This is a genomic window from Streptomyces sp. NBC_00029 (assembly GCF_045160505.1).
In the GTDB taxonomy this organism is placed as follows: domain Bacteria; phylum Actinomycetota; class Actinomycetes; order Streptomycetales; family Streptomycetaceae; genus Streptomyces.
Genome location: NZ_CP108292.1, coordinates 4660538 through 4687129, shown reverse-complemented (window position 1 = coordinate 4687129; position 26592 = coordinate 4660538). Strand labels below are relative to the sequence as shown.

Annotated in this window: 24 protein-coding genes and 2 tRNA genes; 13 read left to right on the top strand and 13 right to left on the bottom strand. The window is 69.5% G+C overall.

Annotation, left to right across the window (positions count from 1 at the left end):
• Nucleotides 1-268 precede the first annotated feature (268 nt).
• On the top strand, nt 269-1135 hold the full coding sequence (gene ddaH / locus OG753_RS21985) for a dimethylargininase (protein WP_383198152.1): 867 nt from the start codon (nt 269-271) through the stop codon (nt 1133-1135).
• A gap of 130 nt (nt 1136-1265) precedes the next feature.
• Here the strand turns inward: ddaH and OG753_RS21980 are convergent, their stop codons facing one another.
• Entirely contained in the window at nt 1266-1577 is a 312-nt protein-coding gene (locus OG753_RS21980; RefSeq protein WP_327263392.1) for a helix-turn-helix domain-containing protein, read from the bottom strand.
• Nucleotides 1578-1696: 119 nt separating this feature from the next.
• Between OG753_RS21980 and OG753_RS21975 the strand changes: the two genes are divergently transcribed.
• Nucleotides 1697-3301, top strand: coding sequence for an MFS transporter (locus tag OG753_RS21975; protein WP_405789762.1), 1605 nt, complete (start codon nt 1697-1699; stop codon nt 3299-3301).
• A 113-nt stretch (nt 3302-3414) separates the two neighbouring features.
• Here OG753_RS21975 and OG753_RS21970 read toward each other — a convergent pair.
• Nucleotides 3415-3487, bottom strand: a tRNA-Ala gene (locus OG753_RS21970).
• A 162-nt stretch (nt 3488-3649) separates the two neighbouring features.
• On the opposite strand from OG753_RS21970, the gene OG753_RS21965 reads away from it, so the two are divergent.
• Nucleotides 3650-4198 carry a transcriptional regulator gene (locus tag OG753_RS21965; RefSeq protein WP_030383913.1) on the top strand — a complete coding sequence of 183 codons (549 nt, stop codon included), beginning with the start codon at nt 3650-3652 and terminating at the stop codon, nt 4196-4198.
• 44 nt (nt 4199-4242) lie between these two features.
• Nucleotides 4243-5505, top strand: coding sequence for a protein kinase domain-containing protein (locus OG753_RS21960; RefSeq protein WP_405789760.1), 1263 nt, complete (start codon nt 4243-4245; stop codon nt 5503-5505).
• Here the strand turns inward: OG753_RS21960 and OG753_RS21955 are convergent.
• The 11 genes from OG753_RS21955 to dnaA form a co-directional block, all read right to left on the bottom strand.
• On the bottom strand, nt 5492-6802 hold the full coding sequence (locus OG753_RS21955) for a hypothetical protein (RefSeq protein ID WP_405792762.1): 1311 nt from the start codon (nt 6800-6802) through the stop codon (nt 5492-5494). The two genes, OG753_RS21960 and OG753_RS21955, sit on opposite strands and share 14 nt — an antisense overlap.
• A 122-nt stretch (nt 6803-6924) precedes the next feature.
• The gene (locus OG753_RS21950) at nt 6925-7059 is read right to left on the bottom strand and encodes a DLW-39 family protein (protein ID WP_208809277.1); all 135 of its coding nucleotides are present in this window, start codon (nt 7057-7059) and stop codon (nt 6925-6927) included.
• Nucleotides 7060-7203: 144 nt separating this feature from the next.
• Nucleotides 7204-7277: transfer RNA gene (locus OG753_RS21945), tRNA-Ile, on the bottom strand.
• A 118-nt stretch (nt 7278-7395) separates the two neighbouring features.
• Nucleotides 7396-7944, bottom strand: a complete 549-nt coding sequence (locus OG753_RS21940) for a DUF3566 domain-containing protein (RefSeq protein WP_327263389.1) — start codon at nt 7942-7944, stop codon at nt 7396-7398.
• Between the two features lie 87 nt (nt 7945-8031).
• Nucleotides 8032-10647: a DNA gyrase subunit A gene (gene gyrA / locus OG753_RS21935; protein ID WP_327263388.1), complete on the bottom strand. Its 2616-nt coding sequence runs from the start codon at nt 10645-10647 to the stop codon at nt 8032-8034.
• A 43-nt stretch (nt 10648-10690) separates the two neighbouring features.
• Nucleotides 10691-12712 carry a DNA topoisomerase (ATP-hydrolyzing) subunit B gene (gene gyrB / locus OG753_RS21930; RefSeq protein ID WP_405792760.1) on the bottom strand — a complete coding sequence of 674 codons (2022 nt, stop codon included), beginning with the start codon at nt 12710-12712 and terminating at the stop codon, nt 10691-10693.
• A 417-nt stretch (nt 12713-13129) separates the two neighbouring features.
• Nucleotides 13130-13663, bottom strand: coding sequence for a DUF721 domain-containing protein (locus OG753_RS21925; protein ID WP_405789757.1), 534 nt, complete (start codon nt 13661-13663; stop codon nt 13130-13132).
• A complete protein-coding gene (recF, locus tag OG753_RS21920) occupies nt 13660-14796 on the bottom strand; it encodes a DNA replication/repair protein RecF (RefSeq protein ID WP_405789755.1) in 1137 nt (378 codons plus the stop codon). Before recF ends, OG753_RS21925 begins: the two co-directional genes overlap by 4 nt.
• Nucleotides 14797-14863: 67 nt before the next feature.
• The gene (gnd, locus tag OG753_RS21915; RefSeq protein WP_327263385.1) at nt 14864-15739 is read right to left on the bottom strand and encodes a phosphogluconate dehydrogenase (NAD(+)-dependent, decarboxylating); all 876 of its coding nucleotides are present in this window, start codon (nt 15737-15739) and stop codon (nt 14864-14866) included.
• Nucleotides 15740-15930: 191 nt separating this feature from the next.
• On the bottom strand, nt 15931-17061 hold the full coding sequence (dnaN, locus tag OG753_RS21910; RefSeq protein WP_327263384.1) for a DNA polymerase III subunit beta: 1131 nt from the start codon (nt 17059-17061) through the stop codon (nt 15931-15933).
• An 876-nt stretch (nt 17062-17937) separates the two neighbouring features.
• Nucleotides 17938-19983 (bottom strand): chromosomal replication initiator protein DnaA, encoded by a 2046-nt coding sequence (gene dnaA / locus OG753_RS21905; protein ID WP_405789752.1) that lies wholly within the window; start codon nt 19981-19983, stop codon nt 17938-17940.
• Nucleotides 19984-20083: 100 nt separating this feature from the next.
• On the opposite strand from dnaA, the gene rpmH reads away from it, so the two are divergent.
• The 9 genes from rpmH to OG753_RS21860 all read left to right on the top strand — a co-directional run bounded on the left by rpmH (nt 20084) and on the right by OG753_RS21860 (nt 26551).
• Nucleotides 20084-20221 carry a 50S ribosomal protein L34 gene (rpmH, locus tag OG753_RS21900; RefSeq protein ID WP_008741645.1) on the top strand — a complete coding sequence of 46 codons (138 nt, stop codon included), beginning with the start codon at nt 20084-20086 and terminating at the stop codon, nt 20219-20221.
• Between the two features lie 20 nt (nt 20222-20241).
• Nucleotides 20242-20616, top strand: coding sequence for a ribonuclease P protein component (gene rnpA / locus OG753_RS21895; protein WP_078848045.1), 375 nt, complete (start codon nt 20242-20244; stop codon nt 20614-20616).
• A complete protein-coding gene (gene yidD / locus OG753_RS21890; protein ID WP_075970728.1) occupies nt 20613-20894 on the top strand; it encodes a membrane protein insertion efficiency factor YidD in 282 nt (93 codons plus the stop codon). Before rnpA ends, yidD begins: the two co-directional genes overlap by 4 nt.
• Before the next feature lie 3 nt (nt 20895-20897).
• Nucleotides 20898-22001: a membrane protein insertase YidC gene (gene yidC / locus OG753_RS21885; RefSeq protein ID WP_327263382.1), complete on the top strand. Its 1104-nt coding sequence runs from the start codon at nt 20898-20900 to the stop codon at nt 21999-22001.
• A 15-nt stretch (nt 22002-22016) separates the two neighbouring features.
• On the top strand, nt 22017-22529 hold the full coding sequence (locus OG753_RS21880; RefSeq protein ID WP_327263381.1) for a R3H domain-containing nucleic acid-binding protein: 513 nt from the start codon (nt 22017-22019) through the stop codon (nt 22527-22529).
• Nucleotides 22530-22664: 135 nt separating this feature from the next.
• Complete coding sequence (gene rsmG, locus OG753_RS21875; RefSeq protein ID WP_327263380.1) at nt 22665-23381, top strand: 16S rRNA (guanine(527)-N(7))-methyltransferase RsmG; 717 nt, start codon at nt 22665-22667, stop codon at nt 23379-23381.
• A 276-nt stretch (nt 23382-23657) separates the two neighbouring features.
• Nucleotides 23658-24746 carry a ParA family protein gene (locus tag OG753_RS21870; protein WP_327266860.1) on the top strand — a complete coding sequence of 363 codons (1089 nt, stop codon included), beginning with the start codon at nt 23658-23660 and terminating at the stop codon, nt 24744-24746.
• Nucleotides 24743-25831, top strand: a complete 1089-nt coding sequence (locus OG753_RS21865) for a ParB/RepB/Spo0J family partition protein (protein WP_327263379.1) — start codon at nt 24743-24745, stop codon at nt 25829-25831. The genes OG753_RS21870 and OG753_RS21865 overlap by 4 nt, the downstream gene beginning before the upstream one ends.
• Before the next feature lie 102 nt (nt 25832-25933).
• Nucleotides 25934-26551: a GNAT family N-acetyltransferase gene (locus OG753_RS21860; RefSeq protein WP_327263378.1), complete on the top strand. Its 618-nt coding sequence runs from the start codon at nt 25934-25936 to the stop codon at nt 26549-26551.
• The last annotated feature ends 41 nt before the right edge of the window (nt 26552-26592 follow it).

Below are 26592 nucleotides of genomic sequence, written 5' to 3'. Positions count from 1 at the left end.
CGGTTCTCGTCCTTGCGTTGCCTCCCGGGTGATGTCCACATTCCACGGCAGCGTCCGATTGCCCGGAAGGCGCCCGCGGCACGGACAATCAACTCGGACGAGGGCCTGGCGGGCGCTTTGATTGGCCGGTGTTCTCCCCTGCTTCCGGTCAATGCCGGACGCCATTTCCATGGGCCCGACGTAATCAGCTGCGTCACACACATCCGGCCGGCCCGGCCATCCCTCGGGCAGCCGGGCTTCCATCGCCACCCCATGAGAAGGAGCCCTCGTGCCGCTCACCGACTCCATCACCCCCGCCGGCGCCCTCTATCGCTCCGAGAGCCCCACGCGGGTGGCCACGCGCCGCCGTCTGCTGATGTGCCGGCCCCGGCACTACGACGTCACGTACTCGATCAACCCGTGGATGAACCCGCAGCACGCCACGGACAACGCGCTCGCCGTCAGCCAGTGGGAGGGCCTGCGCGACCTGTACCTCGAACTCGGCCACGTGGTCGAGGAGATAGATCCGATCGAGGGCCTGCCCGACATGGTGTTCGCGGCCAACGGCGCCACCGTCGTCGACGGCAAGGTCTTCGGGGCCAGATTCCGTCACGCGGAGCGCACCGCCGAGGGTCCCGCGTACCTGAAGTGGCTGGAGGGCCGCGGCTACACGGACACGCTGTGGCCCGAGTTCGTCAACGAGGGCGAGGGTGACATCCTCACCGTCGGCCGCCGCCTGCTGGCCGGTACCGGCTTCCGTACGGACCCGCGTTCGCACGCGGAGGCGCAGGAGTTCTTCGGCCTCCCGGTCACCTCGCTGACGCTGGTGAACCCGGAGTACTACCACTTGGACACCGCGCTGTCCGTGCTGTCGGACGACGAGGTCATGTACTACCCGGCCGCCTTCTCCCAGGGCAGCCAGGCCGTCCTGCGCGCGATGTTCCCCACGGCGATCCTGGCCACCGCCGAGGACGCGGCCGTCTTCGGTCTCAACGCCTTCTCCGACGGCCGCCACGTGCTCCTGCCCGCCGCTGCCACCGGCCTCCACGCCAAGCTGCGGGCGCGCGGCTTCGAGCCGATCGGGGTCGAGCTCTCCGAGCTGCTCAAGGCCGGCGGCAGCGTGAAGTGCTGCACGCTGGAGCTGCGCGACCGCTGAGCACCCGAGAAACCCTCCTGACCTGCGCGAGCGCGGTCAGGAGGGTTTTTTCGTGTCCGGTCCCGGCCCGGGCCGGGCTCGGCCTCTTCCTCGGGCTCTTCCTCCGCCTCGGCCTCGGCCTCGACGTCGGTCAGAGATCGGCGGCGATCAGGTTCAGCAGGCCCGGGAAGCGCGCGTCCAGGTCCGCGCGGCGCAGGGTCGCCGCCCGGCTGTTGCCCCGGTCCACCTGCCGCACCAGACCCGCCTCGCGCAGGATCCGGAAGTGGTGGGTGGTCGTCGACTTCGAGACCGGCAGGTTGAAGGAAGCGCAGGTGCGCGCCGTGCCCTCCGGTTCCCTCAGCAGGGCGCCCACGACGCCGTAGCGCAGGGGGTCGGACAGCGCGTTCAGCACGGCCGCAAGGCTCATCTCCTCGCGGGAGGGGTGACCGTCCTCGTCGGGCATGGCGGCCCTCCTTCCTGAGGTACGGCTTGCATCATACCTCTCGCATGTGCCAGCTTAAGGTTCGATCAAAACCGAACCTGGTCGCCCGTCGGCCGGGCCGAACCCGGAACGGTGCCCCCATGCGTACGCAGACCACCCCGCCCGCCGCGCCACCCGTGCGGGCAACAGGACGGCCGGGCCGCGCCCTGCCCCTGGCCGCCGTACTCCTCGCGGTGTTCGTCGTCCCGATGTCGATCTCCGGCACCGCCGTCGCGCTCCCCGGCATCGGGGCCGACACCCAGGCAGGCCTCGCCCCCCTCCAGTGGGTGGTGAACGCCTTCAACGTCGCCTTCGCCTGCTTCACCCTCGTCTGGGGATCCGTCGCCGACATCGTCGGCCGGGTCAGGGCCTTCGCCGCCGGCGCCGCCGTCTACGCCGTGGCCTCGGCGGCCAGCGCCCTCGCCACCGACGTGCTGTGGCTGGACGGCGCCCGCGCGCTCGCCGGGATCGGCGGCGCGGCGATCTTCTCCTGCGGCGCGGCGATCATCGCGACCGCGTTCGACGGTCCTGCGCGCGCCAGGGCCTTCGCCCTGTTCGGCACCGTCGCGGGCGTCGGCGTGGCGCTCGGACCCTCGCTGGCCGGCTTACTCGTCCAGGGCCTCGGCTGGCGCTGGGTGTTCGCGGTCCACGCGGCCGCCCTGCTCCTCGTCCTGCTCGCGGTGCCCGCCGTCGCCGGGGCCGTGCCGGCGGACGGCGGCAGCGGTGCGCGCCTCGACCTGCCGGGCAGCGCACTGTTCGTCGTCGCCATGGTGCTGCTGACCACCGCCATCGTGCAGGGCTCGCAGTGGGGCTGGGTCAGCCCGGGCGTGCTGGGGCTGTTCGCGGCCGCGCTCGCGGTCCTCGCGGTCTTCGCCGTGGTCGAGGACCGCCGGGAACACCCCATGCTGGACCTGAGCGTGCTGCGCGACCGGCGCTTCGTCGGCCTGTGCCTGGTCCCGGTCGCCGCGTCCTTCGGCTTCGTCACCCTGCTCAGCCACCTGCCGAGCTACCTGACCGCCGCCGCCGGCCGCGACACCGCCGCCGCCGGCCTGATCATGCTGCTGCTCACCGCGCCCGTGCTGATCTGCCCGATGCTGGCCGCGAAGCTGGTCACCCGCGGGATCCCCGCGCTCACCCTGATCCACGTGAGCCTCGGCTGCCTGGTCGTCGGCGACCTGGCGCTCACACTGTTCTCCCCCGACGTGAAGATCCTCGCCGTCGCCCTGCCGATGCTCGTCACCGGCGCCGGCATGGGCCTGTCGGCCGGCCTCGTCGACGGTCAGGCACTGGAGCTGATCGACCCGGCCAAGGCCGGCATGGCGGCGGGCTTCCTCAACACCCTGCGCCTGGGCAGCGAGGCCATCGCCGTGGCGGTGTACGGCTCGGCCCTCGCCACGGCGCTCGGCACCCGCGTCGACAACGGCATCGGCGACCACGCCGGCGCCTCGCACGCGGACCTGGTCGCCGCCCGGGCCGCGGGCGGCGACCTCGCCCGGGCCGCCGAACTGTCCGGGGCGGTGGACACCGAGGGCTTCGTCCGCTTCCTCGCCCGGTCCTACGACAGCGCCTTCCACACCGTCCTGTGGGGCCTCGCCGCGGTCTGCGCCGTGCTGTGCGCCGTGATCGCCGTCCTGCTGCGCGGCGGATCCGGCCGCAACAGCCGCCCTGCCCCCGCGGGAAACTCACCCGGGGACCGCGGCGTCTGACAGGTTGTCCGGCGCCCGGCCGAGGCCCGGCAACCCGGTGACCCGCCCCTTCCCGCGGACATGAAAAATGCCCTCCGACACTGCGTTTTCGCAGGTCGGAGGGCATTTACATGTGGAGCCTAGGAGATTCGAACTCCTGACATCTGCCTTGCAAAGGCAGCGCTCTACCAACTGAGCTAAGGCCCCGTGGAAGTGGACGCACCTCTCCCGCGTGGGAGGTGTGGTCGTTCCGCAGAACAGAGTACCGGGTGTACCCCCTCATCTCGCAAAATGATAGGGACTCCCGCCGTGCGACCACTCTCCGTAAGATGCTCGCGAGGTTCGCACCAGCGAAGGGGAGTAGTAAGAGTGGACGCAGTACAACAAGAGGCCACGGCCAGAGCCAGAGAGCTTCAGCGCAGTTGGTACGGGGAGCCCCTGGGAGCGCTCTTCCGCCGGCTCATAGATGACCTCGGCTTGAACCAGGCCCGCCTCGCTGCCGTCCTCGGACTGTCGGCGCCCATGCTGTCCCAGCTGATGAGCGGCCAGCGCGCCAAGATCGGGAACCCGGCCGTGGTCCAGCGCGTCCAGGCCCTCCAGGATCTCGCCGGCCAGGTCGCCGACGGGAGCGTCAGCGCGGGAGAGGCCACCGACCGGATGGACGAGATCAAGAAGACCCAGGGAGGATCCGTCCTCAGCAACAGCGGCCAGACCACCACCGGCTCCGGCGCGCCCACGGTCAAGCGGGTCGTCCGCGAGATCCAGTCGCTGCTGCGCTCGGTCTCCGCGGCCGGCGACATCATCGACGCGGCGAACACCCTCGCCCCCAGCCACCCGGAACTGGCAGAGTTCCTCCGGGTGTACGGCGCGGGCCGCACCGCCGATGCGGTCGCCCACTACGAGGCCCACCAGAACTGACACGCACGAGGGCGGACAACGGGTGACGGGGGACGGGCACAGCGATGGGTGAGGTCTTCGCCGGTCGGTACGAGCTGATCGATCCGATCGGACGCGGTGGCGCAGGTGCCGTATGGCGGGCCTGGGACCACCGCCGTCGACGCTACGTGGCGGCGAAGGTCCTCCTGCAGAGCGACGCCCACACGCTCCTGCGGTTCGTACGGGAGCAGGCGCTGCGGATCGACCATCCGCACGTACTGGCTCCCGCCAGCTGGGCGGCCGACGACGACAAGGTCCTCTTCACCATGGATCTGGTCGGCGGCGGCTCGCTCGGCCATGTCATCGGGGACTACGGTCCCCTGCCTCCCCGTTTCGTGTGCACCCTGCTCGACCAGCTCCTGTCGGGGCTCGCCGCGGTGCACGCGGAGGGCGTGGTGCACCGCGACATCAAACCGGCCAACATCCTGATGGAGGCCACCGGAACCGGGCGGCCGCACCTGCGGCTGTCCGACTTCGGCATCTCCATGCGCAAGGGGGAGCCCCGGCTGACCGAGACCGACTACGTGGTCGGGACGCCGGGCTATTTCGCCCCCGAACAACTGCTGGGCGCCGAGCCCGACTTCCCCGCCGACCTCTTCGCCGTCGGGCTGGTCGCCCTGTACCTCCTCCAGGGCCGCAAGCCCGATTCCCGGGCCCTGGTGGAACACTTCGTCGCGCACGGCACCCCGGGCGCCCCCGAAGGGGTTCCCGCGCCGCTGTGGGACGTCCTCGCGGGTCTCCTGCAGCCGGATCCCGAGCGCCGCTTCCGGACGGCCACAGGGGCGCGCAAGGCCCTTGCCGAGGCCGTGGAGCTGCTGCCGCCGCCCGCCCCGGACGCGGATGCGGTCGAGGTGTTCGACCAACTCGGCCCGCTGCCCGCAGGCTTCGGCCCCGAGGGCCCGCTGGGCCCGACCGGCACACAGGGCACGCCGGTCGCCGCCCCGGTGCCCGCGCAGACGCCCGCCTCCGTGACGGTGCCCGCAGGGCCCGCCGGTACCGACCCGCGAGGTACGGCGCAGACCGCGCCCCAGGCTCCGGCCGCCGCCACGGTCCCGTATCCGGCCGGACCGGCGCAGGTGCCCTCGTACGGGCCCTCGGAGACGGGCAGCTTCCACCTGCCGCCGCCGTCCGTGCCGACCGCACCGCTGTCCCCGGCCCCGGACCCCGCGGCGCCGCCGGTCCGCACGGGCGGCGGGATCGCCCCGCCCCCGGCGAAGGCGGTGGCCTCGCTCCTCGCCGCGGCGCTGCTCTGCTTCGCGGTGGGCGTCTGGGCCCTCACGCAGCTGTAGCGCCGCGCCCCCGCCGCCCGAGCAGCATCCAGCCGCCCAGGACGAGCAGCAGGGCCGTCCCGGTGCCGAAGCCGGCGCCCGCCACGACCCGCATGGTCGAGTGCCGCTCGGCGGCCTCGGCCGCCTCGGGGGCGGTCAGCCCCTCCTTCGCGGCGGCCCGGTCCGCCTCGCCCACCCCGAAGCCGTCCGCGGCCGGACTGCCCTTGTACGCGGGCGCCTTGGCCGGCGTACCGGTGACGGTCAGGCGCAGCGTCAGCGGCACCGGCGCCGCGTCCTCGGTGAAGTCGGCGACCTTGGCGCCCATGGTGACCACGACGTAGTACCAGCCCGCGAGGGACACGGGCTGCACGCTCCGGTCACTGGCGAAGCGGTTCTCGTAGGCCACGGGAGGCGTCTTCCCCAGGGTGACCGCGGCCTGCTTGCCGTCGTACGAGATGTCCTTGTCGGAGATCGGGCCGCGGTACGGGCTGTAGAGCGAGACGGTGAGCCCGCCCGAGGCGGAGCCGTAGGTCCTGGTCATCTTCGCGGCGGACAGTTCGGCGCTCAGCCCCAGCTGCTGCCCCCAGTCCAGCGGGACCCGGTAGAAGCGGGTCTGGCCGGGCCGCATCTCGTCGCGCCACACGCCGGCGTCCAGGGCGCGGGCGTCGTTGAAGCCGGTGCCGCCGGTGCGGGCCACCGCCTCGGTCCCCGGCAGGACGGGCGGTCCCGAGGGCCAGGTGCTGGGGGCGGTGGTGGGGACGCCGGCTCCGCGGCCGGGTTCCCGCTGGACCTTGATCTCCAGCGGCCACGGGCTCTGGTCGTAGTCCTTGGCCGACGTACGCGTCACCTTGGCGTAGTACACGCCCGCGGGCGCGCACTCCCCGTCCTCCTTGCCCCACCGGACGCCGGCGGCGCTGATCGGGTAGGCGTCGTAGCCGAAGTTGGCCCGTCCCGCACTGTCCTCGCAGGAGGACCCGGCGGTGGTCATGATCTCGACCTCGATGCCGTCGCCGCCGGAGACCTTCGCGCCCGCCGGGGGACGGACCACGGCGGAGACGTAGACGTTGGACTCGTCCTTGTCGAGGACGAGCCGGTACACGCGCTCCCCCGGGCCCATCCTGTCCCGGTAGACGCTCCCGGCCTCGATCTCCGGTGCGTCCGCCGTGGAGAGCGTGCCCTCGATCGCCTTGGCGCCGTCCGCGGCCCGGTACGTCGGGAGGGGCGCGGGCGCGGCCCCCTCCGCGTACGCGGCGGACCCGGACAGGCCCACCACCAGCCCCAGGGCCGCCGCCCACACCGTCGTCCGTACCCGAACCATCACGCCCACCCCGAGTTTGCTAGCGCAAGCCAAATCTTTTCATAACGGAATTTTTCGTCACAGAACAGCACAAAGCCCCGGCCGCAGCGGCAGCCGGGGCTTCATGGGATCAGCCTTGGGTCTCACACACCGGAACCAGAGGGCACGGAGTCAGTTGCCTCCGTCCACAGGTCCTGCTCGGCGCGGTCCGCCTGGATCTGGCGGTACACGAGGAGCCCGCCGATGGCGGCCAGTGCGACCAGGAGCAGCTTCTTCACCGCGCGACCTCGTCTTTCGTTGACGTAGGGGACTTCTGGCGCCCAACAATACACACCGACCGATACCGATCGGTGACCTGGCGGTGCGCCAACTGGCCCAACGACGAAGACCCCCAGGCCTTGGCCTGGGGGTCTTCGACACTGTGGGGCTAACAGGATTTGAACCTGTGGCCTCATCCTTATCAGGGATGCGCTCTAACCAACTGAGCTATAGCCCCATCCGCGCTGCGCGCTGACTCCTGAAGATTAGCGCACAGACCCGGTCAGGCCAAAATCCGTTGCCGGGAGGCGTCTGCGCAGGTCATCCGACCCGTCACGGGCGCTTCGCCGCAGGACCTACTCGTCCTCGGCGAGGGTGAGCTCCACACCGCCGACGAAGCCCGCCGACAGGTTGTAGATGAACGCGCCCAGCGTCGCCAGTGCTGTCGCCAGCACCACGTCGATCACCGCGATGACCGATGTGAAGATCAGAACGCGCGGCAGCGACATGAACGCCTGCAGGTCGAAGCCGTTGCCCTCGTTGGACCCGGTCGCCTCGCTGATGGTGCCGCCGACGGTCGAGAAGACGCCCATGGCGTCCATGACCATCCACAGCACCGCCGCCGCCACGATGGTGCAGATGCCCAGCGCGATCGACAGCAGGAAGCTGACCTTCATCACCGACCACGGGTCGGCCTTGGCCACCCGCAGCCGGGCCTTGCGCGTACGGGGAGCCGTACGGACCCCCGTACGCGGCTTGCGCTGTGCGCCCGCCCCCGTACCGCCCCGCGGCGTCCCCGGGCCCGAGGGCGCCGCGTAGGCCTGCGGCGGGTGGTACGGCTGTGCGGGCTTGTCCTGGCCGGCGTCGGCGTCGACCGCCGGCTGCGGTCCTCGGGTGTCCGTCACGGTTCCCCCCTGGGAGTCCGCGGCGGGGCCACGGGCACCGTTCGCTCCAGTCTTGGCCGGTCCGGCGCCCGTGGCTCCACTCACGACTTACTCCTCGTGCTCCCCGGCCGAAGGCTGCGTGCCCTCGGCTCCCTCGATGGCCTGTACGTCGGCCACCTCGGTCTCGTTCTCGTCGGCCTCGACCTCGTCAGCTTCCTGACCGGCCTCGGCGTTGCGGGCGATGCCGACCACGGCATCACGCTTGCCCAGGTTGATCAGCTGGACGCCCATGGTGTCACGGCCGGTCTCCCTGACTTCGTTGACGCGCGTACGAATCACACCACCGCCGAGCGTGATGGCGAGAATCTCGTCGCTCTCGTCGACCACGAGCGCCCCCACGAGCGACCCGCGGTCCTCCACGATCTTGGCGGCCTTGATGCCCAGACCGCCACGGCCCTGGACGCGGTACTCGTCCACCGGCGTCCGCTTGGCGTAGCCGCCGTCGGTCGCGGTGAAGACGAACGTACCCGGCCTCACCACGCTCATGGAGAGCAGTTCGTCACCTTCACGGAAACTCATGCCCTTCACGCCCGAGGTGGCGCGGCCCATCGGACGCAGCGCGTCGTCGGTCGCCGTGAAGCGGATCGACTGCGCCTTCTTGCTGATCAGCAGCAGGTCGTCCTCGGCGGACACCAGCTCCGCTCCGATCAGCTCGTCGTCGCCGCCGTCCTCGGTCTCCCGGAGGTTGATCGCAATGACACCGCCGGAACGGGGCGAGTCGTAGTCCTTGAGCGCCGTCTTCTTCACCAGGCCGCCCTTGGTGGCCAGGATCAGGTACGGCGCCGCCTCGTAGTCGCGGATCGCGAGGATCTGGGCGATCTTCTCGTCCGGCTGGAAGGCCAGCAGGTTCGCCACGTGCTGCCCGCGGGCGTCGCGGCCGGCGTCCGGCAGCTCGTACGCCTTGGAGCGGTAGACCCGGCCCTTGTTCGTGAAGAACAGCAGCCAGTGGTGCGTGGTGGAGACGAAGAAGTGGTCGACCAGGTCGTCCTGCTTCAGCTTCGTGCCGCGCACGCCCTTGCCGCCGCGCTTCTGCGAGCGGTAGTCCTCGGTCTTGGTGCGCTTGACGTAGCCGCCGTGCGTGATCGTGACGACGATGTCCTCTTCGGCGATCAGGTCCTCGATGGACATGTCACCGTCGAAGGGCACCAGCTTCGAGCGCCGGTCGTCGCCGAACTTCTCGACGATCGCCGCCAGTTCCTCGCTGACGATGGAGCGCTGGCGCGACTCCGAGGCCAGGATGGCGTTGTACTCGTTGATCTTGGCCTGGAGCTCGTCGTGCTCGGCGACGATCTTCTGGCGCTCCAGGGCCGCGAGGCGGCGGAGCTGCATCTCCAGGATCGCGTTCGCCTGGATCTCGTCGATCTCCAGGAGGCCCATCAGGCCCTCGCGCGCGATCTCGACCGTGTTGCTGCGCCGGATCAGCGCGATGACCTCGTCGATCGCGTCCAGCGCCTTGAGCAGACCGCGCAGGATGTGGGCGCGCTCCTCCGCCTTGCGCAGGCGGAACTTCGTGCGCCGGACGATGACCTCGATCTGGTGCGTCACCCAGTGGCGGATGAAGGCGTCGATCGACAGCGTGCGCGGCACGCCGTCCACCAGCGCCAGCATGTTCGCACCGAAGTTCGTCTGCAGGTCGGTGTGCTTGTAGAGGTTGTTCAGCACGACCTTCGCGACGGCGTCCCGCTTCAGGACGATCACCAGCCGCTGGCCGGTCCGCGACGAGGTCTCGTCACGGACGTCGGCGATGCCGCCGACCTTGCCGTCCTTCACCAGGTCCGCGATCTTCTGCGCGAGGTTGTCGGGGTTGGTCTGGTACGGGAGCTCCGTGACCACCAGGCACTGGCGGTTCTGGATCTCCTCGACCTCCACCACCGCGCGCATCGTGATGGAGCCGCGACCGGTCCGGTACGCCTCCTCGATGCCCTTGCGGCCCACGACCAGGGCGCCGGAGGGGAAGTCCGGTCCCTTGATCCGCTCGATCAGCGCGTCCTGGAGCTCCTCGTGGGTGGCCTCCGGGTGCTCCAGCGCCCACTGCGCACCGGCCGCGACCTCGCGGAGGTTGTGCGGCGGGATGTTGGTCGCCATGCCGACCGCGATGCCGGCGCTGCCGTTGACCAGCAGGTTCGGGAAGCGCGCCGGGAGCACGGTGGGCTCCTGGTTGCGGCCGTCGTAGTTGTCCTGGAAGTCGACGGTCTCCTCGTCGATGTCCCGGAGCATCTCCATGGCCTGCGGCATGAGCTTGCACTCGGTGTAGCGCATCGCGGCCGCCGGGTCGTTGCCCGGGGAGCCGAAGTTGCCGTTGCTGTCGACCAGCGGCATGCGCATCGACCACGGCTGGGCCAGGCGGACCAGGGCGTCGTAGATCGAGCTGTCACCGTGCGGGTGGTAGGTACCCATGACGTCGCCGACGACGCGGGCGCACTTGTAGAAGCCCTTCTCGGGCCGGTAGCCGCCGTCGTACATCGCGTACAGCACGCGGCGGTGCACCGGCTTGAGGCCGTCGCGCACGTCCGGCAGGGCGCGCGAGACGATGACGGACATCGCGTAGTCGAGGTAGGAGCGCTGCATCTCCGTCTCGAGCCCGACGGGCTCGATGCGCATCACGGGCTGCTCCTCCGCAGCGTTCTCGGCGTTCTCTGCGGTGGGGGTGGTTTCGTCGGCCATTGCTGGTCAGAAGTCCTTTCAGGCGGCGGTCAGCGGAGCCGACTCAGATGTCGAGGAAGCGGACGTCCTTGGCGTTGCGCTGGATGAAGGAGCGCCGCGCCTCGACGTCCTCACCCATCAGCACCGAGAACAGGTCGTCGGCCTGCGCCGCGTCGTCCAGCGTGACCTGGCCGAGGACCCGGTGGTCCACGTCCATGGTGGTGACGCGCAGTTCCTCGGCGTTCATCTCGCCCAGACCCTTGAAGCGCTGGATCGAGTCTTCCTTGATGCGCTTGCCGTTCTGCTTGCCGAGCTCCACCAGCGCGTCGCGCTCGCGGTCCGAGTACGCGTACTCGAAGTCGTCCCGGCCCCACTTGATCTTGTAGAGCGGCGGGCGCGACAGGTACACGTGACCGGCCTCGACCAGCGGGCGCATGAAGCGGAAGAGGAAGGTCAGCAGCAGGGTGTTGATGTGCTGGCCGTCGACGTCGGCGTCCGCCATCAGGATGATCTTGTGATAGCGGAGCTTCTCGATGTCGAAGTCCTCGTGCACACCGGTACCGAAGGCACTGATCAGCGCCTGGACCTCGGTGTTCTGGAGGATCTTGTCGATACGGGCCTTCTCGACGTTCAGGATCTTGCCGCGGATCGGCAGGATGGCCTGGTACATCGGGTTGCGGCCGGACTTCGCGGAGCCACCGGCCGAGTCGCCCTCGACGATGAAGATCTCGCACTTGGTCGGGTCGTTCGACTGGCAGTCGGACAGCTTGCCCGGCAGCGAGGCGCTCTCCAGCAGACCCTTGCGACGGGTGAGGTCACGGGCCTTGCGGGCCGCGACGCGCGCCGTGGCCGCCTGGATCGACTTGCGGATGATGTCCGCGGCCTCGACCGGGTTGCGGTCGAACCAGTCGTTGAGGTGCTCGTGGACGACCTTCTGCACGAAGGTCTTGGCCTCCGTGTTGCCCAGCTTGGTCTTCGTCTGGCCCTCGAACTGGGGCTCGCCCAGCTTGACCGAGATGATCGCGGTCAGACCCTCGCGGATGTCCTCGCCGGCGAGGTTGTCGTCCTTCTCGCGCAGCAGCTTCTTGTCGCGCGCGTAACGGTTCACCAGACCCGTCAGGGCCGCACGGAAGCCCTCCTCGTGCGTACCGCCCTCGTGCGTGTGGATCGTGTTCGCGAAGGAGTAGACCCCCTCCGTGTACTGCGAGTTCCACTGCATCGCGATCTCGACCGAGAGCATGCGCTCCTTGTCCTCGGCCTCGACGTCGATGACGGTCGGGTGGATGAGCTCACCCTTGCGCGAGTTGAGGTACTTCACGAAGTCGACGATGCCGCCCTCGTAGTAGTACTTCACCGTGCGCGCCGTGGGCTCCGCCGTGTCCGCGTCCGGGTCGTCCGCGCCGACGGTCGCCTTCGCCGAATCGCGCTCGTCGGTCAGCGTCAGGGTGAGGCCCTTGTTGAGGAAGGCCATCTCCTGGAAGCGCCGCGACAGCGTCTCGAAGGAGTACTCGGTCGTCTCGAAGATGTCGCCGTCGGCCCAGAAGGTGACGGAGGTGCCGGTCTCGGCGGTCTCCTCGTTCTTGGCCAGCGGGGCCGTCGGGACGCCCAGCTTGTAGTCCTGGGTCCAGCGGTGGCCGTCCGTCCTGACCTCGACCGCGACCCTCGTCGACAGGGCGTTCACGACGGACACGCCGACACCGTGCAGACCGCCGGAGACGGCGTAGCCGCCACCGCCGAACTTGCCGCCCGCGTGCAGGACCGTGAGGACGACCTCGAGGGCGGGCTTGCCCTCGGACGGCACGATGCCGACGGGGATGCCGCGGCCGTTGTCGACCACGCGCACCCCGCCGTCGGCGAGGATCGTCACGTCAATGGTGTCCGCGTGCCCTGCCAGCGCCTCGTCGACCGAGTTGTCGACGACCTCGTAGACGAGGTGGTGCAGACCACGCTCACCCGTCGAGCCGATGTACATTCCCGGCCGCTTGCGGACCGCGTCCAGGCCCTCGAGGACCTGGATCGCACTGGCGTCGTAATTCTTCTCGTTGGAGTCGCCGGAATCGGCCACGAAGCGCCCTCTCTGGCACAGCGCAGCCCGTACCCCGGACCAGCAATGCACCGGCGGGAGCGGCCGCGTCGATCTGCGTTGTCTGCGTGATCCCGCGAACGGGCGGGATTCTCGTTCAGTCTACCGGTACCACTGACATGAATGGGGGTTTGCCGGTACCTGAGTCCGCATGTGCCGCCCTGAACCTCCTCTCTCCGACTCCCCACATTCAGGAAGGGGCTCAAAGAGGCTCACGCGGGCATCCAGCCCCTCGGGCTGTCAACCTCCGACTACCGTGAGGGACACCACCACGAACCACCGCCCGAGGGCACCGTCGGCGGCATCGCTCCAGCCCCGAGGGCGGCCTTGCCCGGCCCCGCCGGCGTGTGAGGCGCAGGGTCCGGGTCGGCGCCCCGGGATCCCGGCGCAGCCGGGCTCAGGCCCCGCAGGGCCGCGGTCTCAGCCGTAGGTGTCGCCCGGACCCTTGCTGCCCGGCGCCCGCCACGGCCCGTACCCCTTGGGCCGCCCGCCGGGCCCCTGCACCTTGATCATCCGGACCGTGCCCTGCCCCAGATCCGTGTTCAGCCGCGCGACCAGCTGCGGAGCCAGCAGCTTCAGCTGGGCCGCCCACGCCGAGGAATCGCACCGCACGACCAGTTCACGGTCCTCGTACCGCTCCGGTTCACAGTGGGCCGCGATCTCCGGGCCGACGATCTCCGGCCAGCGCTCCATCACGCCCGCCACCGCCATCGGCATCTCCCAGCCGCGTTCGGTGCGCAGCCGGTCCAGCGCCGCCATCAGCGGCATCGGGTCCCGGCCGTCCGCGCGGGCTCCCGAGCGCAGGCCCGGCTGCTGGCGCCGCTTCCCGCCGGCCGCGTTGCCCCGGGCCCGGGCCTGCTCGCGCGCGGCCGCGAGGGCCTGGCGCGCGAGGTCCACCCCGGAGGCCTCCGGGGTCCTGCGACCCTCCTGCGGGTCCTTGCCGTTGTCGTTCACAGCCGGGTCACCTCACCGCCGGACACCCCGAACCGCGTACCCGCCAGCACCCCCGGGACGTCGTCGTCCACCGCCGCCGTCACCAGCACCTGCTCGCCCGGCGCCACCAGCTCGGCCAGCCGCTCCCGGCGCCGGGTGTCCAGCTCCGCGAACACGTCGTCCAGGATCAGCACCGGCTCGCTGCCCTCCGAGCGCAGCAGCTCGTACGAGGCCAGCCGCAGGGCCAGCGCGTACGACCACGACTCGCCGTGGCTCGCGTACCCCTTCGCGGGCAGCTCCCCCAGCCGCAGCAGCACGTCGTCGCGGTGCGGGCCCACCAGGGTCACCCCGCGTTCGATCTCCTGCTTGCGCACCTCGGCCAGCGCGGCCAGCAGGACCTCGTAGAGGTCCTCCCGGGTGCGCGCCGCGCCGCTGTCCACCGGCTCGCCTGCCGAGGACTTGTACGCCAGACCCAGCGGGCCGCCGCCGGGCGCGAGCTGCTCGTACGCCTTGTCCGCCAGCGGCAGCATCGTCGCGATCAGATCCAGCCGCTGTGCCAGCAGCTCCGCGCCCGCGCGGGCGAGGTGCTGGTCCCACACGTCGAGGGTGGACAGGTCCAGGGAGCGCCCGCCGTGCCGGCGGGCCATCGCCGCGGACTTCAGCAGGGTGTTGCGCTGCTTGAGCACCCGCTCGTAGTCGGAGCGGACGGCGGCCATCCGCGGGGAGCGCGCCGTGACCAGCTCGTCCAGGAACCGGCGCCGCTCGCCCGGGTCGCCCTTGACCAGGGCCAGGTCCTCCGGCGCGAACAGCACCGTCCGTATGATCCCCAGCACGTCCCGCGGCCTGACCTGCGAGGACCGGTTGATCCGGGCCCGGTTCGCCCGCCCGGGATTGAGCTCCAGCTCCACCAGCTGCTGGCGCTCGCCCTGGGTGACGGCCGCCCGGATGATCGCCCGGTCCGCGCCCATCCGCACCAGCGGGGCGTCCGAGGAGACCCGGTGACTGCCGAGGGTCGCGAGGTAGCCGATCGCCTCGACGAGGTTGGTCTTGCCCTGGCCGTTGGGGCCCACGAAAGCCGTGACGCCCGGGTCGAGGGGAACCTCGGCCCGGGCGTACGAGCGGAAGTCGGCCAATGAGAGATGCGAAACGTGCATACGGCGCCGACCTCCCCCGGCTTCCAACTGCTCGCTGTGGTGCTGTGCTGCTGCCTGCTCTGAGCCGCTAGGCCTTCTCGACCGCGTGGCCGCCGAACTGGTTCCGCAGGGCGGCGATCATCTTCATCTGCGGGGAGTCGTCCTGCCGCGAGGCGAAGCGCGCGAACAGCGACGCGGTGATCGCGGGCAGCGGTACGGCGTTGTCGATCGCCGCCTCCACCGTCCAGCGTCCCTCGCCGGAGTCCTGTGCGAAGCCGCGCAGCTGCTCCAGGTGCTCGTCCTGGTCGAGGGCGTTCACGGCCAGGTCCAGCAGCCAGGAGCGGATGACGGTGCCCTCCTGCCAGGAGCGGAAGACCTCGCGGACGTCGGTGACCGAGTCCACCTTCTCCAGGAGCTCCCAGCCCTCGGCGTAGGCCTGCATCATGGCGTACTCGATGCCGTTGTGGACCATCTTCGCGAAGTGGCCCGCGCCGACCTTGCCGGCGTGCACGGCGCCGAACTCGCCCTCGGGCTTGAGGGCGTCGAAGATCGGCTGGACCCGGGCGACGTGGTCCTTCTCGCCGCCGTACATCAGTGCGTAGCCGTTCTCCAGGCCCCACACGCCGCCGGAGACACCGCAGTCGACGAAGCCGATGCCCTTGGCCGCCAGCTCCTCGGCGTGCTTCTCGTCGTCGGTCCAGCGCGAGTTGCCGCCGTCGACGACGATGTCGCCGATCGAGAGCAGTTCGGCGAGCTCGTCGACGGTGGACTGCGTCGCGGCACCGGCCGGGACCATCACCCACACGACTCGGGGGGCCGGCAGGCTGTCCACAAGCTCCCGCAGGCTGTGGACATCCGCGAGGTCCGGGTTGCGGTCGTATCCGATGACGGTGTGGCCTGCGCGGCGGATGCGCTCGCGCATGTTGCCGCCCATCTTGCCGAGACCGACGAGACCAAGCTCCATCAGGTGGTTCCTTAAGCGTTGTGGCCGTCTTTGCCGGGGTGCCCGTGGATCCCGGGGACACCCCCGGGCCCCGAGCCTACGCCGGGGCGCGCCACCCGGCTTCATGGGGCGCGCGCGGCCGTTCAGGTGTTCCCGCAACGTGCTCAGGCCCGGCCTCGCTGACCGCGAAACCGGGCCTGACCTGGGAAGAATCAACCGGAGAGGCGCACCGGCATGATCAGGTACTTGTACGTCTCGTCGGCTTCAGCGTCGAGCGCCGGACGGCCGCTGAGCAGCGCGGGCTTGGTGGACGTGGTGAAGCTGAGCTGGGCCACCGGGGAGGCGATCGCGCTCAGGCCGTCCAGCAGGAAGGTCGGGTTGAAGGCGATCGAGATGTCGTCGCCGTCGAGCTGGGCGTCGACCCTTTCCACAGCCTGTGCGTCGTCGGAGGAGCCTGCCTCCAGGATCAGCACGCCCTGCTCGAAGCTGAGGCGGACCGGGGTGTTGCGCTCGGCCACCAGGGCCACGCGCTTGACGGCCTCGACGAAGGGCGCGGTCTCGATCACGGCGATCGAGTTGAACTCCGTCGGGAAGAGCGTCCGGTACTTGGGCAGGTCGCCCTCGAGCAGCCGGGTGGTGGTGCGGCGGCCGGCGCCCTCGAAACCGATCAGGCCCTCGCCCGCACCGGAGCCGGACAGCGCCAGGGTCACGGTGTCACCGCTGGTCAGCGAGTTGGCGATCTCCTGGAGCGTCTTGGCGGGCACCAGGGCCACGGCCGACGCGTCCGGGTTCTCCGGCTTCCACAGGAACTCGCGGACCGCGAAGCGGTAGCGGTCGGTGGAGGCCAGGGTGACGCGGTCGCCCTCGATCTCGATGCGGACACCGGTCAGCACGGGCAGCGTGTCGTCGCGGCCGGCGGCGGTGGCCACCTGCTTGGCGGCGGAGGCGAAGACCTCGCCGGCCACGGTGCCGGTGGCGGTCGGCATCTGCGGCAGTGCCGGGTACTCCTCCACAGGCAGGGTGTGGAGTGTGAATCGCGAGGAGCCGCAGACCACGGTCGCCCGTACACCGTCTGTGGAAATCTCCACCGGGCGGTTGGGGAGGGCGCGGCAGATGTCGGCGAGCAGCCGGCCGGAGACCAGGACGGTGCCGTCCTCCTCGACGTCCGCCTCGACGGAGACCCGGGCCGAGACCTCGTAGTCGAAGCCGGAGAGGCTCAGCGTGCCCTCCTCGGCCTTCAGCAGCAGTCCCGCGAGAACGGGCACCGGCGGCCGGGCCGGGAGGCTACGGGCGGCCCAAGCCACCGCCTCCGCCAGTACGTCGCGCTCCACCCGGATCTTCACCGGAACCGCCTCCTGCTGTTGCTCGCTCGTCTGCCGGCCTTCGTCGTCGGCTCGTCGATGCCTCGACCGATGCCGGGGACCAGTCTGACGTACGGCGCCGACACTCGGTGCGGCTGGCGGTCAAGTCGGGAGCGAGGCGTCGGGGCGGGCTCTCGACGAGTTGTGCACAGGACCCGCTTGAAAACCGAAACCGGCCTAACTCTCTATGGGGGTAGTAGTAGGGCCTGTGGAAACGGTGGATAAGCCCGTTCTCGCAGGTCAACCCCGGTTTTTTATCCACCGACCCTGTGGGTGACACCGGTGGACAACCCCGTGTCCCTGTGGAGAACGAAAAGTTCTGCACAGGCTGTCCCCAGGTGACCCCGATTAGTCCACAGGTGCGTCCCCAGCTTTCCCCCGGTACTCCACAACCCAAACGTCTACATCCGTGTGACCGCTTTCACTCCGGACGGTGAGAGGGGGTGGTGTGTTGCCGAACAGTGGACAAGGGTGTGGAGAAGACAGCGGATCCTGTGCACAGGAGGTGGAAACCTGTGGGCCGACGGTGGACAACGCCGTGGACAGCGCTGTGGACGAAATAGTTGTCCACAGCTTGTGGATGACGTTTGTGCACAATTCCACAGGGTCCTGACCTGCCCTGATGGAGACTCACCCCGCATGCCTGTGGACAGATTGTGGGCGACGCGACCCGTCCCCAGGGTGTGGACGGAAGAAAGTCTCCCAATCTGTGGATGAGTTGCTCCACCGGGGGCGTATTCGAACAGGTCAGGGGCGCGCGAACGAAGAAGGGCGCCCCCGTTGTGGACCGGGAGCGCCCTCTGAAAGCGTTTGAAGGGGCCCTGAGGCGGCCCCGGACCGGGTGGTGGGGCGCCGCGCTCAGGCGTTCTTGATGCGGTTGGTGAGCTCGGTGACCTGGTTGTAGATGGAGCGGCGCTCGGCCATCAGAGCGCGGATCTTGCGGTCCGCGTGCATGACGGTCGTGTGGTCACGTCCGCCGAACTGCGCCCCGATCTTGGGCAGGGACAGGTCCGTGAGCTCCCGGCACAGGTACATGGCGATCTGGCGGGCAGTGACCAGGACCCGGCTGCGCGAGGAGCCGCACAGGTCGTCCACGGTCAGCCCGAAGTAGTCGGCGGTGGCCGCCATGATGTCCGAGGCGGTGATCTCGGGCGCGCTGTCCTCGCCGCCCGGGATCAGGTTCTTCAGGACGTCCTCGGTCAGACCCAGGTCCACCGGCTGCCGGTTGAGGCTCGCGAAGGCCGTGACCCGGATCAGCGCCCCCTCCAGCTCGCGGATGTTGCGCGAGATGCGGGAGGCGATGAACTCCAGTACCTCCGGCGGGGCGTTGAGCTGCTCCTGGACCGCCTTCTTGCGAAGGATCGCGATGCGCGTCTCCAGCTCGGGCGGCTGGACGTCGGTGATCAGGCCCCACTCGAAGCGGTTGCGGAGCCGGTCCTCCAGGGTGACCAGCTGCTTGGGCGGCCGGTCGGAGGAGAGGACGATCTGCTTGTTCGCGTTGTGGAGCGTATTGAAGGTGTGGAAGAACTCCTCCTGCGTCGACTCCTTGCTCGCGAGGAACTGGATGTCGTCGACGAGCAGGATGTCCATCTCGCGGTAGCGCTTGCGGAACGCGTCGCCCTTGCCGTCGCGGATGGAGTTGATGAACTCGTTGGTGAACTCCTCGGAGCTCACATACCGCACCCGGGTGCCGGGGTAGAGGCTCCGCGCGTAGTGCCCGATGGCGTGCAGCAGGTGCGTCTTGCCCAGGCCCGACTCCCCGTAGACGAAGAGGGGGTTGTAGGCCTTCGCGGGCGCCTCGGCGACGGCCACCGCGGCGGCGTGCGCGAAGCGGTTGGAGGCGCCGATGACGAAGGTGTCGAAGAGGTACTTGGGGTTCAGCCGGGCGGTCGGCTCCAGCGGGCCCGACGTGGAGCCGCCGGAGGGGGACGGGGGCGCCGCGGGCCGGCCGGGCGCCTGGCGCGGCGCCGGCTGCTCGTACTGCTGGGGCTCGTACTTCTGTTGCTCGTACTGATGGCCCTGGTGCTGCCCCTGGTGCTGCTGCTGGGACTCGTACGGGGACTGCTCGTACTTCTGCTGCTCGTAGGAGCCCTGGTCGTAGCCGGAGGGCTCGGACTGCTGGAGGTAGCCCGGCTGCGGGGAGGCGTACGGGTCGCGCTCGGGGAAGCCGCCGAGGCGCGGCTGCTGCCAGCCGTAGTCGTCCTGCTGGCCGCCGCGGGGCCAGGCGCCGGGCTCGGGGCGCTGCTGCTGGTAGTCCGGGTAGGCAGGGCGGGCCGTGGGGAGCTGGTCGTCGCCGGGGCCGCCGCCGGAGCGCTGGCCGCCGTACGGCTCGTACCCGCCCTGCTGCTGCGCGGGGGCCGGGGGCGCGGGCTCGCCGGCGGAGTCGTCCACGGTGATGGCGATCCGGATGGGGCGGCCGCACTCACGGCTCAGCGCGTCGCTGATCAGTGGGGCGAGCCGGCCCTCGAGGACGCGCTTGCCCCATTCATTGGGGACGGCGAGCAGTGCGGTGTCGGCGACGAGTGCCAGGGGCTGACACCGCTCGACCCACTGCTTGTCCTTGGGTTCGATCCCCGGCTGTCCCTCCCCGAGGAGCTTCTCGAGCACCTTTGGCCACACTGCGGCAAGATCGGCAGGTACGTCAGCCACAGAGCACGCTCTCTCACAGGGGTCCCACGAATGTGTGGTTCTTTGGGACGGTCGGGACAAAAAATCAGGGGTCGGACAACGGTAGTCAGGCCAGCGGGTACGGTTCAAGTCGTTGTCCACAGCCTGTGCACAGTGTGGGGCCACGTCGGCTCGGTTTGACCGGATGGCGTAGCCGCGCGTACCGTAACGAGGTCGAGTTGTCGATGGCTGCTGCCGCCTGCCTACCGATGGGCGAAGGTCACTGTTAGTGATCATTTAGCGGTGCCACTCGGGCGAACACGCGAGTTTCCTCGTGGGCGCACGGTGACAGCCAGGCGATGTCCCGCCACAACGATTCATTCTCTGGAGCCCCCGAGTGAGCAAGCGCACCTTCCAGCCGAACAACCGCCGTCGTGCCAAGACCCACGGCTTCCGCCTGCGGATGCGTACCCGTGCCGGTCGCGCGATCCTCGCGAACCGTCGTGGCAAGGGCCGCGCCGCCCTTTCCGCGTAACCCACGCAGGTCGTGACGTCGTGCTGTCTCCCGAGAATCGGCTGAGGCGGCGCGAGGACTTCGCGAGCGCGGTACGCCGAGGTCGTCGGGCTGGTCGCCCGCTCCTCGTCGTCCATCTACGTACAAGCGGTGCAACGGACCCGCACGAGTCGGGGGAGATCGATCCCTCGTCGCGTGCGGGTTTCGTCGTCAGCAAGGCTGTCGGCAATGCCGTCATACGTAACCGGGTGAAGCGCCGTCTGCGCCATCTGGTCCGCGAGCGGCTGTCTCAGCTGCCCGCCGGTAGCCTGGTGGTGGTACGAGCGTTGCCCGGAGCGGGCGATGCCGGCCCCGACGAGCTGGCCCGGGACCTGGATGCCGCTCTGGTGCGGCTCCTTGGAGGCGTGGCTCGATGAAGTACCCGCTGCTCGCTTTGATCAAGCTGTACCAGTGGACGATCAGTCCGCTGCTCGGGCCGGTGTGCCGCTACTACCCGTCGTGTTCGCACTACGGGTACACGGCCATCGACCGGCATGGTGCGGTGAAGGGGACGGTCCTGACCGCCTGGCGGATCCTGCGGTGCAATCCGTGGTCCCCGGGTGGCGTGGACCACGTCCCACCCCGTAAACGCCCGCGTTGGCACGAGCAGCTGCGCAGTGCGTTGCGTAGATCTCGCAATGCTCAAGGAGCCTGATTAGTGGACACGATTGCCAGTCTGTTCAGCTTTATCACTTACCCCGTCTCGTGGATCATCGTCCAGTTCCACTCGATGTACGGGGCGATCTTCGGTGAGTCGAGTGGGTGGGCCTGGGGCCTGTCCATCGTGTCCCTAGTGATCTTGATCCGTATCTGTCTGATCCCGCTCTTCGTGAAGCAGATCAAGGCGACGCGGGGTATGCAGGCGCTCCAGCCGAAGATGAAGGCGATCCAGGAGCGCTACAAGAACGACAAGCAGCGTCAGTCCGAAGAGATGATGAAGCTGTACAAGGAGACGGGTACCAACCCGCTCTCCTCGTGCCTGCCCATCCTGGCGCAGTCCCCGTTCTTCTTCGCGCTCTACCACGTGCTGTCGAACATCGCCGATGGCAAGGCCGTCGGCGCGATGGACCAGCAGCTGGTCGACAGCGCCCGAGCGGCCAAGATCTTCGGTGCGCCGATCGCCGCGAAGTTCATGGACAGCCCGGAGAAGGTCGCCGCCCTGGGCGCGACCCTGACGGACGTCCGGATCGTCACCGCGGTCATGATCATCATGATGTCGCTGTCGCAGTTCTACACCCAGCGTCAGCTGATGCAGAAGAACGTGGACCTCTCGGTCAAGACCCCGTTCATGCAGCAGCAGAAGATGCTGATGTACATCTTCCCGGTGATCTTCGCGGTCATGGGCATCAACTTCCCCGTCGGTGTTCTCGTCTACTGGCTGACCACGAACGTGTGGACCATGGGTCAGCAGATGTACGTGATCAACCAGAACCCGACGCCGGGCAGCAAGGCGCAGGACCAGTACCTGGGCCGTCTGCTGAAGCAGGTCACCTCGCACGGCGAGCTCAAGGGCCGGGGCAGGAAGAGGGTCGTCGCGGCGATCGTCGCCAAGGGCCCGGACCGCAACGACAACGAGCGCAAGTTCATCGCGGCCCTCACCAAGCAGGGCATGGCCGCCCAGCCCGACGGCTCCGTCATCAAGAGCGTCGAGGCGACGGCAGACTCGGACGCGGCGAGCGGCGGTGCCGCGAAACGGCAGCAGCCGAAGCGCCAGTCGAAGTCGCAGCGTCAGACCCCCAGCAAGCCCTCTCCCAAGAAGTAAGAAGGAGTCCCTCCCGTGACGGAAGGCACCACCACCGCCGCCGCTGAGAGTGGCGACACCCTGACCCGCCTCGAGCAGGAGGGTGAGATCGCGGCCGACTACCTCGAGGGTCTGCTGGACATCGCCGACCTGGACGGCGACATCGACATGGACGTCGAGGCCGACCGGGCCGCGGTGTCGATCGTCAGTGACTCCGCCAGCCGCGACCTGCAGAAGCTCGTGGGCCGCGACGGCGAGGTCCTGGAGGCTCTGCAGGAGCTGACCCGCCTCGCCGTGCACCGGGAGACCGGGGACCGCAGCCGGCTGATGCTGGACATCGCCGGGTTCCGCGCGAAGAAGCGCGAGGAGCTGGCGGCGCTGGGCGCCCAGGCGGCGGCGGACGTGAAGGCGTCCGGCGAGCCGATGAAGCTGGCCCCGATGACCCCGTTCGAGCGGAAGGTCGTCCACGACGCCGTGGCGGCCGCCGGCCTGAAGAGCGAGTCCGAGGGCGAGGAGCCGCAGCGCTTCGTCGTTGTGCTCCCGGCCTGATCGCCAGAGCGAGTGTTCGGCCCCGTCTGTGTCGCAGGCGGGGCCGAAGTTTGTCAGCCTGGCATGGCAAGTGAATGACGCTTCACCTTGAAGACGTGGTTTTTCAGAACCATGCGGTACGGAAGGACGGTCCCCGTGACGGAGGCAGCTGAGCTTCCCCCGGCGCCTGAAGAGGCGCGCGCGGTGTTCGGTGAGTTTTTCCCGGAAGCTGTGCGGTACGCGGAGCTGCTGGCCGACGCGGGAGTCAAGCGCGGCCTGATCGGGCCGCGTGAGGTGCCGCGCCTGTGGGAGCGGCACCTGCTGAACTGCGCTGTGCTGTCGGAGGTGGTGCCCAAGGGCGTCACCGTGTGCGACGTGGGCTCGGGCGCAGGTCTGCCCGGTATCCCGCTCGCTCTGGTGCGACGCGATCTCAAGATCACGCTGCTCGAGCCCCTGCTGCGGCGGACGACCTTCCTCCAGGAGGCCGTGGAGCTGCTGGGCCTGGACCACGTCACGGTAATGCGCGGGCGGGCCGAGGAGGTCCTGGGCAAGCTCCAGCCGGTGCACGTGGTGACGGCGCGGGCGGTGGCTCCCCTGGACCGGCTGGCCGGCTGGGGCGTGCCCCTGCTGCGTCCGTACGGCGAGATGCTGGCGCTGAAGGGCGACACCGCGGACGAGGAACTGGTGTCGGCGAAGACGGCGCTGGCGAAGCTGGGTGTGGTGAAGACCTCGGTGCTGCACGTGGGCGAGGGTCTGGTGGATCCGCTGTCGACGGTGGTGCGGGTCGAGGTCGGAGAGAGCCCCGGTGGGGTGAGGTTCGCGGCCAAGCGGGCTAAGGCGGCCCGGGTGGGACGCACCCGTCGGCGTCGGTGACGCTCAGCTGATTTCGCTGATGCCCAGGGCCCACGCGGAGATTTCATCCGTGTTGGGCCCTATAGGTATGGATTTCGGAGTGTCGTAGAGGCCTGGAGACTCCGTCCGGGCATCGTGTTTCACGTGAAACGTCGCTCTCTGCTGCACGGAATCATCAGCCGCGGCCGTGCGGCCGCGTCCCCCCTCCACCGCAAGGACGCAAGGGGGACGGAGTTGTCCACATCGGTGGATTCATCCACAGGAGTACAGGCCCCGCTGGTTCGCGACCCGGGTGACATGGCAGGCTCTGTGCATCGCGAGCCTGATGTCGAGGAGAGTGACACCGTGCGGTCCGACGCCAACCTCGCGGGGCCGATGGCCGATCCGGTCCCCGGTCCCCGCTGTGAATCGGGGGGAGACGATGTTTCACGTGAAACATCGCCTCCGCCTCTTGTAGACAACGACACCCCCATCGGCCGAGCCGCCCAGCAGGCGGTCGACGCACTGGGGCGTACCGGAGAGCGGCTGCCCAGGCCGAATCAGACCCGGATCATCGTGGTTGCCAACCAGAAGGGCGGCGTGGGCAAGACCACGACGACCGTGAACCTGGCGGCCTCGCTGGCCCTCCACGGTGCACGGGTCCTGGTGGTCGACCTCGACCCGCAGGGCAATGCGTCCACGGCGCTGGGTATCGACCACCATGCCGACGTGCCGTCCATCTACGACGTGCTCGTGGACAGCCGGCCCCTGCTGGAGGTCGTCCAGCCGGTGGTGGACGTGGAGGGGCTCTTCTGTGCTCCGGCCACGATCGACCTGGCGGGTGCGGAGATCGAGCTGGTGTCGCTCGTGGCGCGGGAGAGCCGCCTCCAGCGGGCGATCCAGGCCTACGACCAGCCTCTCGATTACATCCTGATCGACTGCCCGCCCTCGCTCGGGCTGCTGACGGTGAACGCGCTGGTGGCCGGCGCGGAGGTGCTGATCCCGATCCAGTGCGAGTACTACGCACTGGAGGGTCTGGGCCAGCTGCTCCGCAATGTCGATCTGGTGCGGGCCCACCTCAACCCGACGCTGCATGTGTCGACCATCCTGCTGACGATGTACGACGGCAGGACCAGGCTGGCCTCGCAGGTGGCGGAGGAGGTGCGCAGCCACTTCGGCAAGGAGGTGCTGCGGACGAGCATCCCCCGATCGGTGCGCATTTCCGAGGCGCCGAGCTACGGGCAGACGGTGCTCACGTACGACCCGGGTTCCAGCGGTTCCCTCTCCTACCTGGAGGCGGCGCGAGAGATCGCGTATCGGGGGGTCGGAATGCAGTACGAAGCTCGGCACGCCCATCTGGGCCCGGGCATGAACAGCACGCAGAGTGTGGCGGAGGGGATCCAGTGAGTGAGCGACGTAGGGGTCTTGGGCGGGGGCTCGGTGCGCTGATCCCCGCGGCTCCGCAGGAGAAGACGCCCCCGGTGATCAGTGCCGGTTCGACGTCTCCGTCGGCGGTGCCGACGCTGGCTTCGGAGCGGGGTGTTGCGGCGGCGAAGCTCGCTGCGCTCGTACAAGCCGATGTTTCACGTGAAACATCGCTCGCAGTCGTACCGGTGGCCGAGCCGGAGCCCGAGGCCGAGGCCAATGGGGTGGCGGGAGCGACGTTCGCGGAGCTCCCGATGGACGCGATCACGCCGAACCCGCGCCAGCCGCGCGATGTGTTCGACGAGGACGCGCTCGCCGAGCTGGTGACCTCCATCCAGGAGGTGGGTCTGCTCCAGCCGGTGGTGGTGCGCCAGTCGGCCCCCGGTCGCTATGAGCTGATCATGGGTGAGCGGCGCTGGCGTGCCTGCCGGGAGGCCGGGCTGGAGGCCATTCCGGCGATCATCCGGGCGACGGACGACGAGAAGCTGCTGCTGGACGCGCTCCTGGAGAACCTGCACCGGGCCCAGCTGAACCCGCTGGAAGAGGCCGCGGCCTACGACCAGCTGCTCAAGGACTTCAACTGCACCCACGATCAGCTGGCCGACCGGATCGGGCGTTCGCGTCCTCAGGTGTCGAACACGCTGCGGCTGCTGAAGCTGTCCCCGTCGGTGCAGCGCCGGGTCGCCGCGGGTGTGCTGTCGGCCGGCCATGCGCGGGCCCTGCTCTCGGTGGAGGACTCCGAGGAGCAGGACCGGCTGGCCCACCGGATCGTGGCCGAGGGTCTGTCGGTGCGGGCGGTCGAGGAGATCGTCACGCTGATGGCCTCGGAGCCTTCGAGTGCGGTGAAGCCGAAGGGTCCGCGTGCGGGTGCCCGGGTGGCTCCGGCGCTCAGTGAGCTGGCGACGCGGCTGTCGGACCGGTTCGAGACGCGGGTGAAGGTGGATCTGGGCCAGAAGAAGGGCAAGATCACCGTTGAGTTCGCCTCGATGGAGGATCTGGAACGGATTCTGGGGACGCTGGCACCGGGCGAGGGCCGGGTGCTGGAGCAGGGTCTCCCCGGGGAGTGATTCCTGGGCCGCCGAGGGGCGGATCGCGCGGGTGTGAACCGGCGCGGTCCGCCCCTTCGCTTTGCTGTCGAAGAACGATGGACCAGTGGATACGATGCGTTCATGGGTCGTCGGCTGGTACCGCTCACGCTGGACAACCTCCAGGACCTGCCACGTCGTTGCCGGTCCTGTGTGTTCTGGGAGCTGGATCCGGTCAGCGGTGAGGCCGCCGTGAAGGCCGGTAATCCCGCGCAGGAGAAGGAGGCGTGGATCTCCGCCGTCCTGCTGGAGTGGGGATCCTGCGGCCGAGTGGTCTATGTGGACGACGTTCCGGTGGGCTTCGTCCTGTACGCGCCGGCCGCCTACGTACCGCGGGCCACCGCCTTCCCGACCAGCCCGGTCTCGCCCGATGCCGTCCAGCTGATCACCGCGTGGATCATGCCGGGGTATCAGGGGCAGGGGCTGGGGCGGGTCATGGTCCAGACGGTCGCGAAAGACCTGCTGCGACGGGGGTTCCGGGCGATCGAGGCCTTCGGGGATGCGCACTGGGAGGGCCCGGCGTGTCTGCTGCCCGCGGACCATCTCCTGGCGGTGGGCTTCAAGACCGTACGGCCGCATCCGGTGCATCCGCGGTTGCGCCTGGAGCTGAGGTCGACGCTGTCCTGGAAGGAAGACGTGGAGCTGGCGCTGGACCGGCTGCTCGGCGCGGCACGCAAGGAGCCGGCGCTGCGGCCGCTGTGAGCACGAAACGCGGAACGGGGCCGCCCCCATGCAGGGGGCGG

Excerpts from the sequence above, each read along its gene's own strand:
- OG753_RS21980 (WP_327263392.1), bottom strand. The coding sequence starts at position 1,577 with ATGCCCGACGAGGACGGTCACCCCTCCCGCGAGGAGATGAGCCTTGCG.
- OG753_RS21975 (WP_405789762.1), top strand. The coding sequence starts at position 1,697 with ATGCGTACGCAGACCACCCCGCCCGCCGCGCCACCCGTGCGGGCAACA.
- OG753_RS21960 (WP_405789760.1), top strand. The coding sequence starts at position 4,243 with ATGGGTGAGGTCTTCGCCGGTCGGTACGAGCTGATCGATCCGATCGGA.
- OG753_RS21955 (WP_405792762.1), bottom strand. The coding sequence starts at position 6,802 with ATGGTTCGGGTACGGACGACGGTGTGGGCGGCGGCCCTGGGGCTGGTG.
- gyrA (WP_327263388.1), bottom strand. The coding sequence starts at position 10,647 with ATGGCCGACGAAACCACCCCCACCGCAGAGAACGCCGAGAACGCTGCG.
- recF (WP_405789755.1), bottom strand. The coding sequence starts at position 14,796 with ATGCACGTTTCGCATCTCTCATTGGCCGACTTCCGCTCGTACGCCCGG.
- gnd (WP_327263385.1), bottom strand. The coding sequence starts at position 15,739 with ATGGAGCTTGGTCTCGTCGGTCTCGGCAAGATGGGCGGCAACATGCGC.
- dnaA (WP_405789752.1), bottom strand. The coding sequence starts at position 19,983 with ATGATCACTAACAGTGACCTTCGCCCATCGGTAGGCAGGCGGCAGCAG.
- yidD (WP_075970728.1), top strand. The coding sequence starts at position 20,613 with ATGAAGTACCCGCTGCTCGCTTTGATCAAGCTGTACCAGTGGACGATC.
- OG753_RS21870 (WP_327266860.1), top strand. The coding sequence starts at position 23,658 with ATGGCAGGCTCTGTGCATCGCGAGCCTGATGTCGAGGAGAGTGACACC.
- OG753_RS21860 (WP_327263378.1), top strand. The coding sequence starts at position 25,934 with ATGGGTCGTCGGCTGGTACCGCTCACGCTGGACAACCTCCAGGACCTG.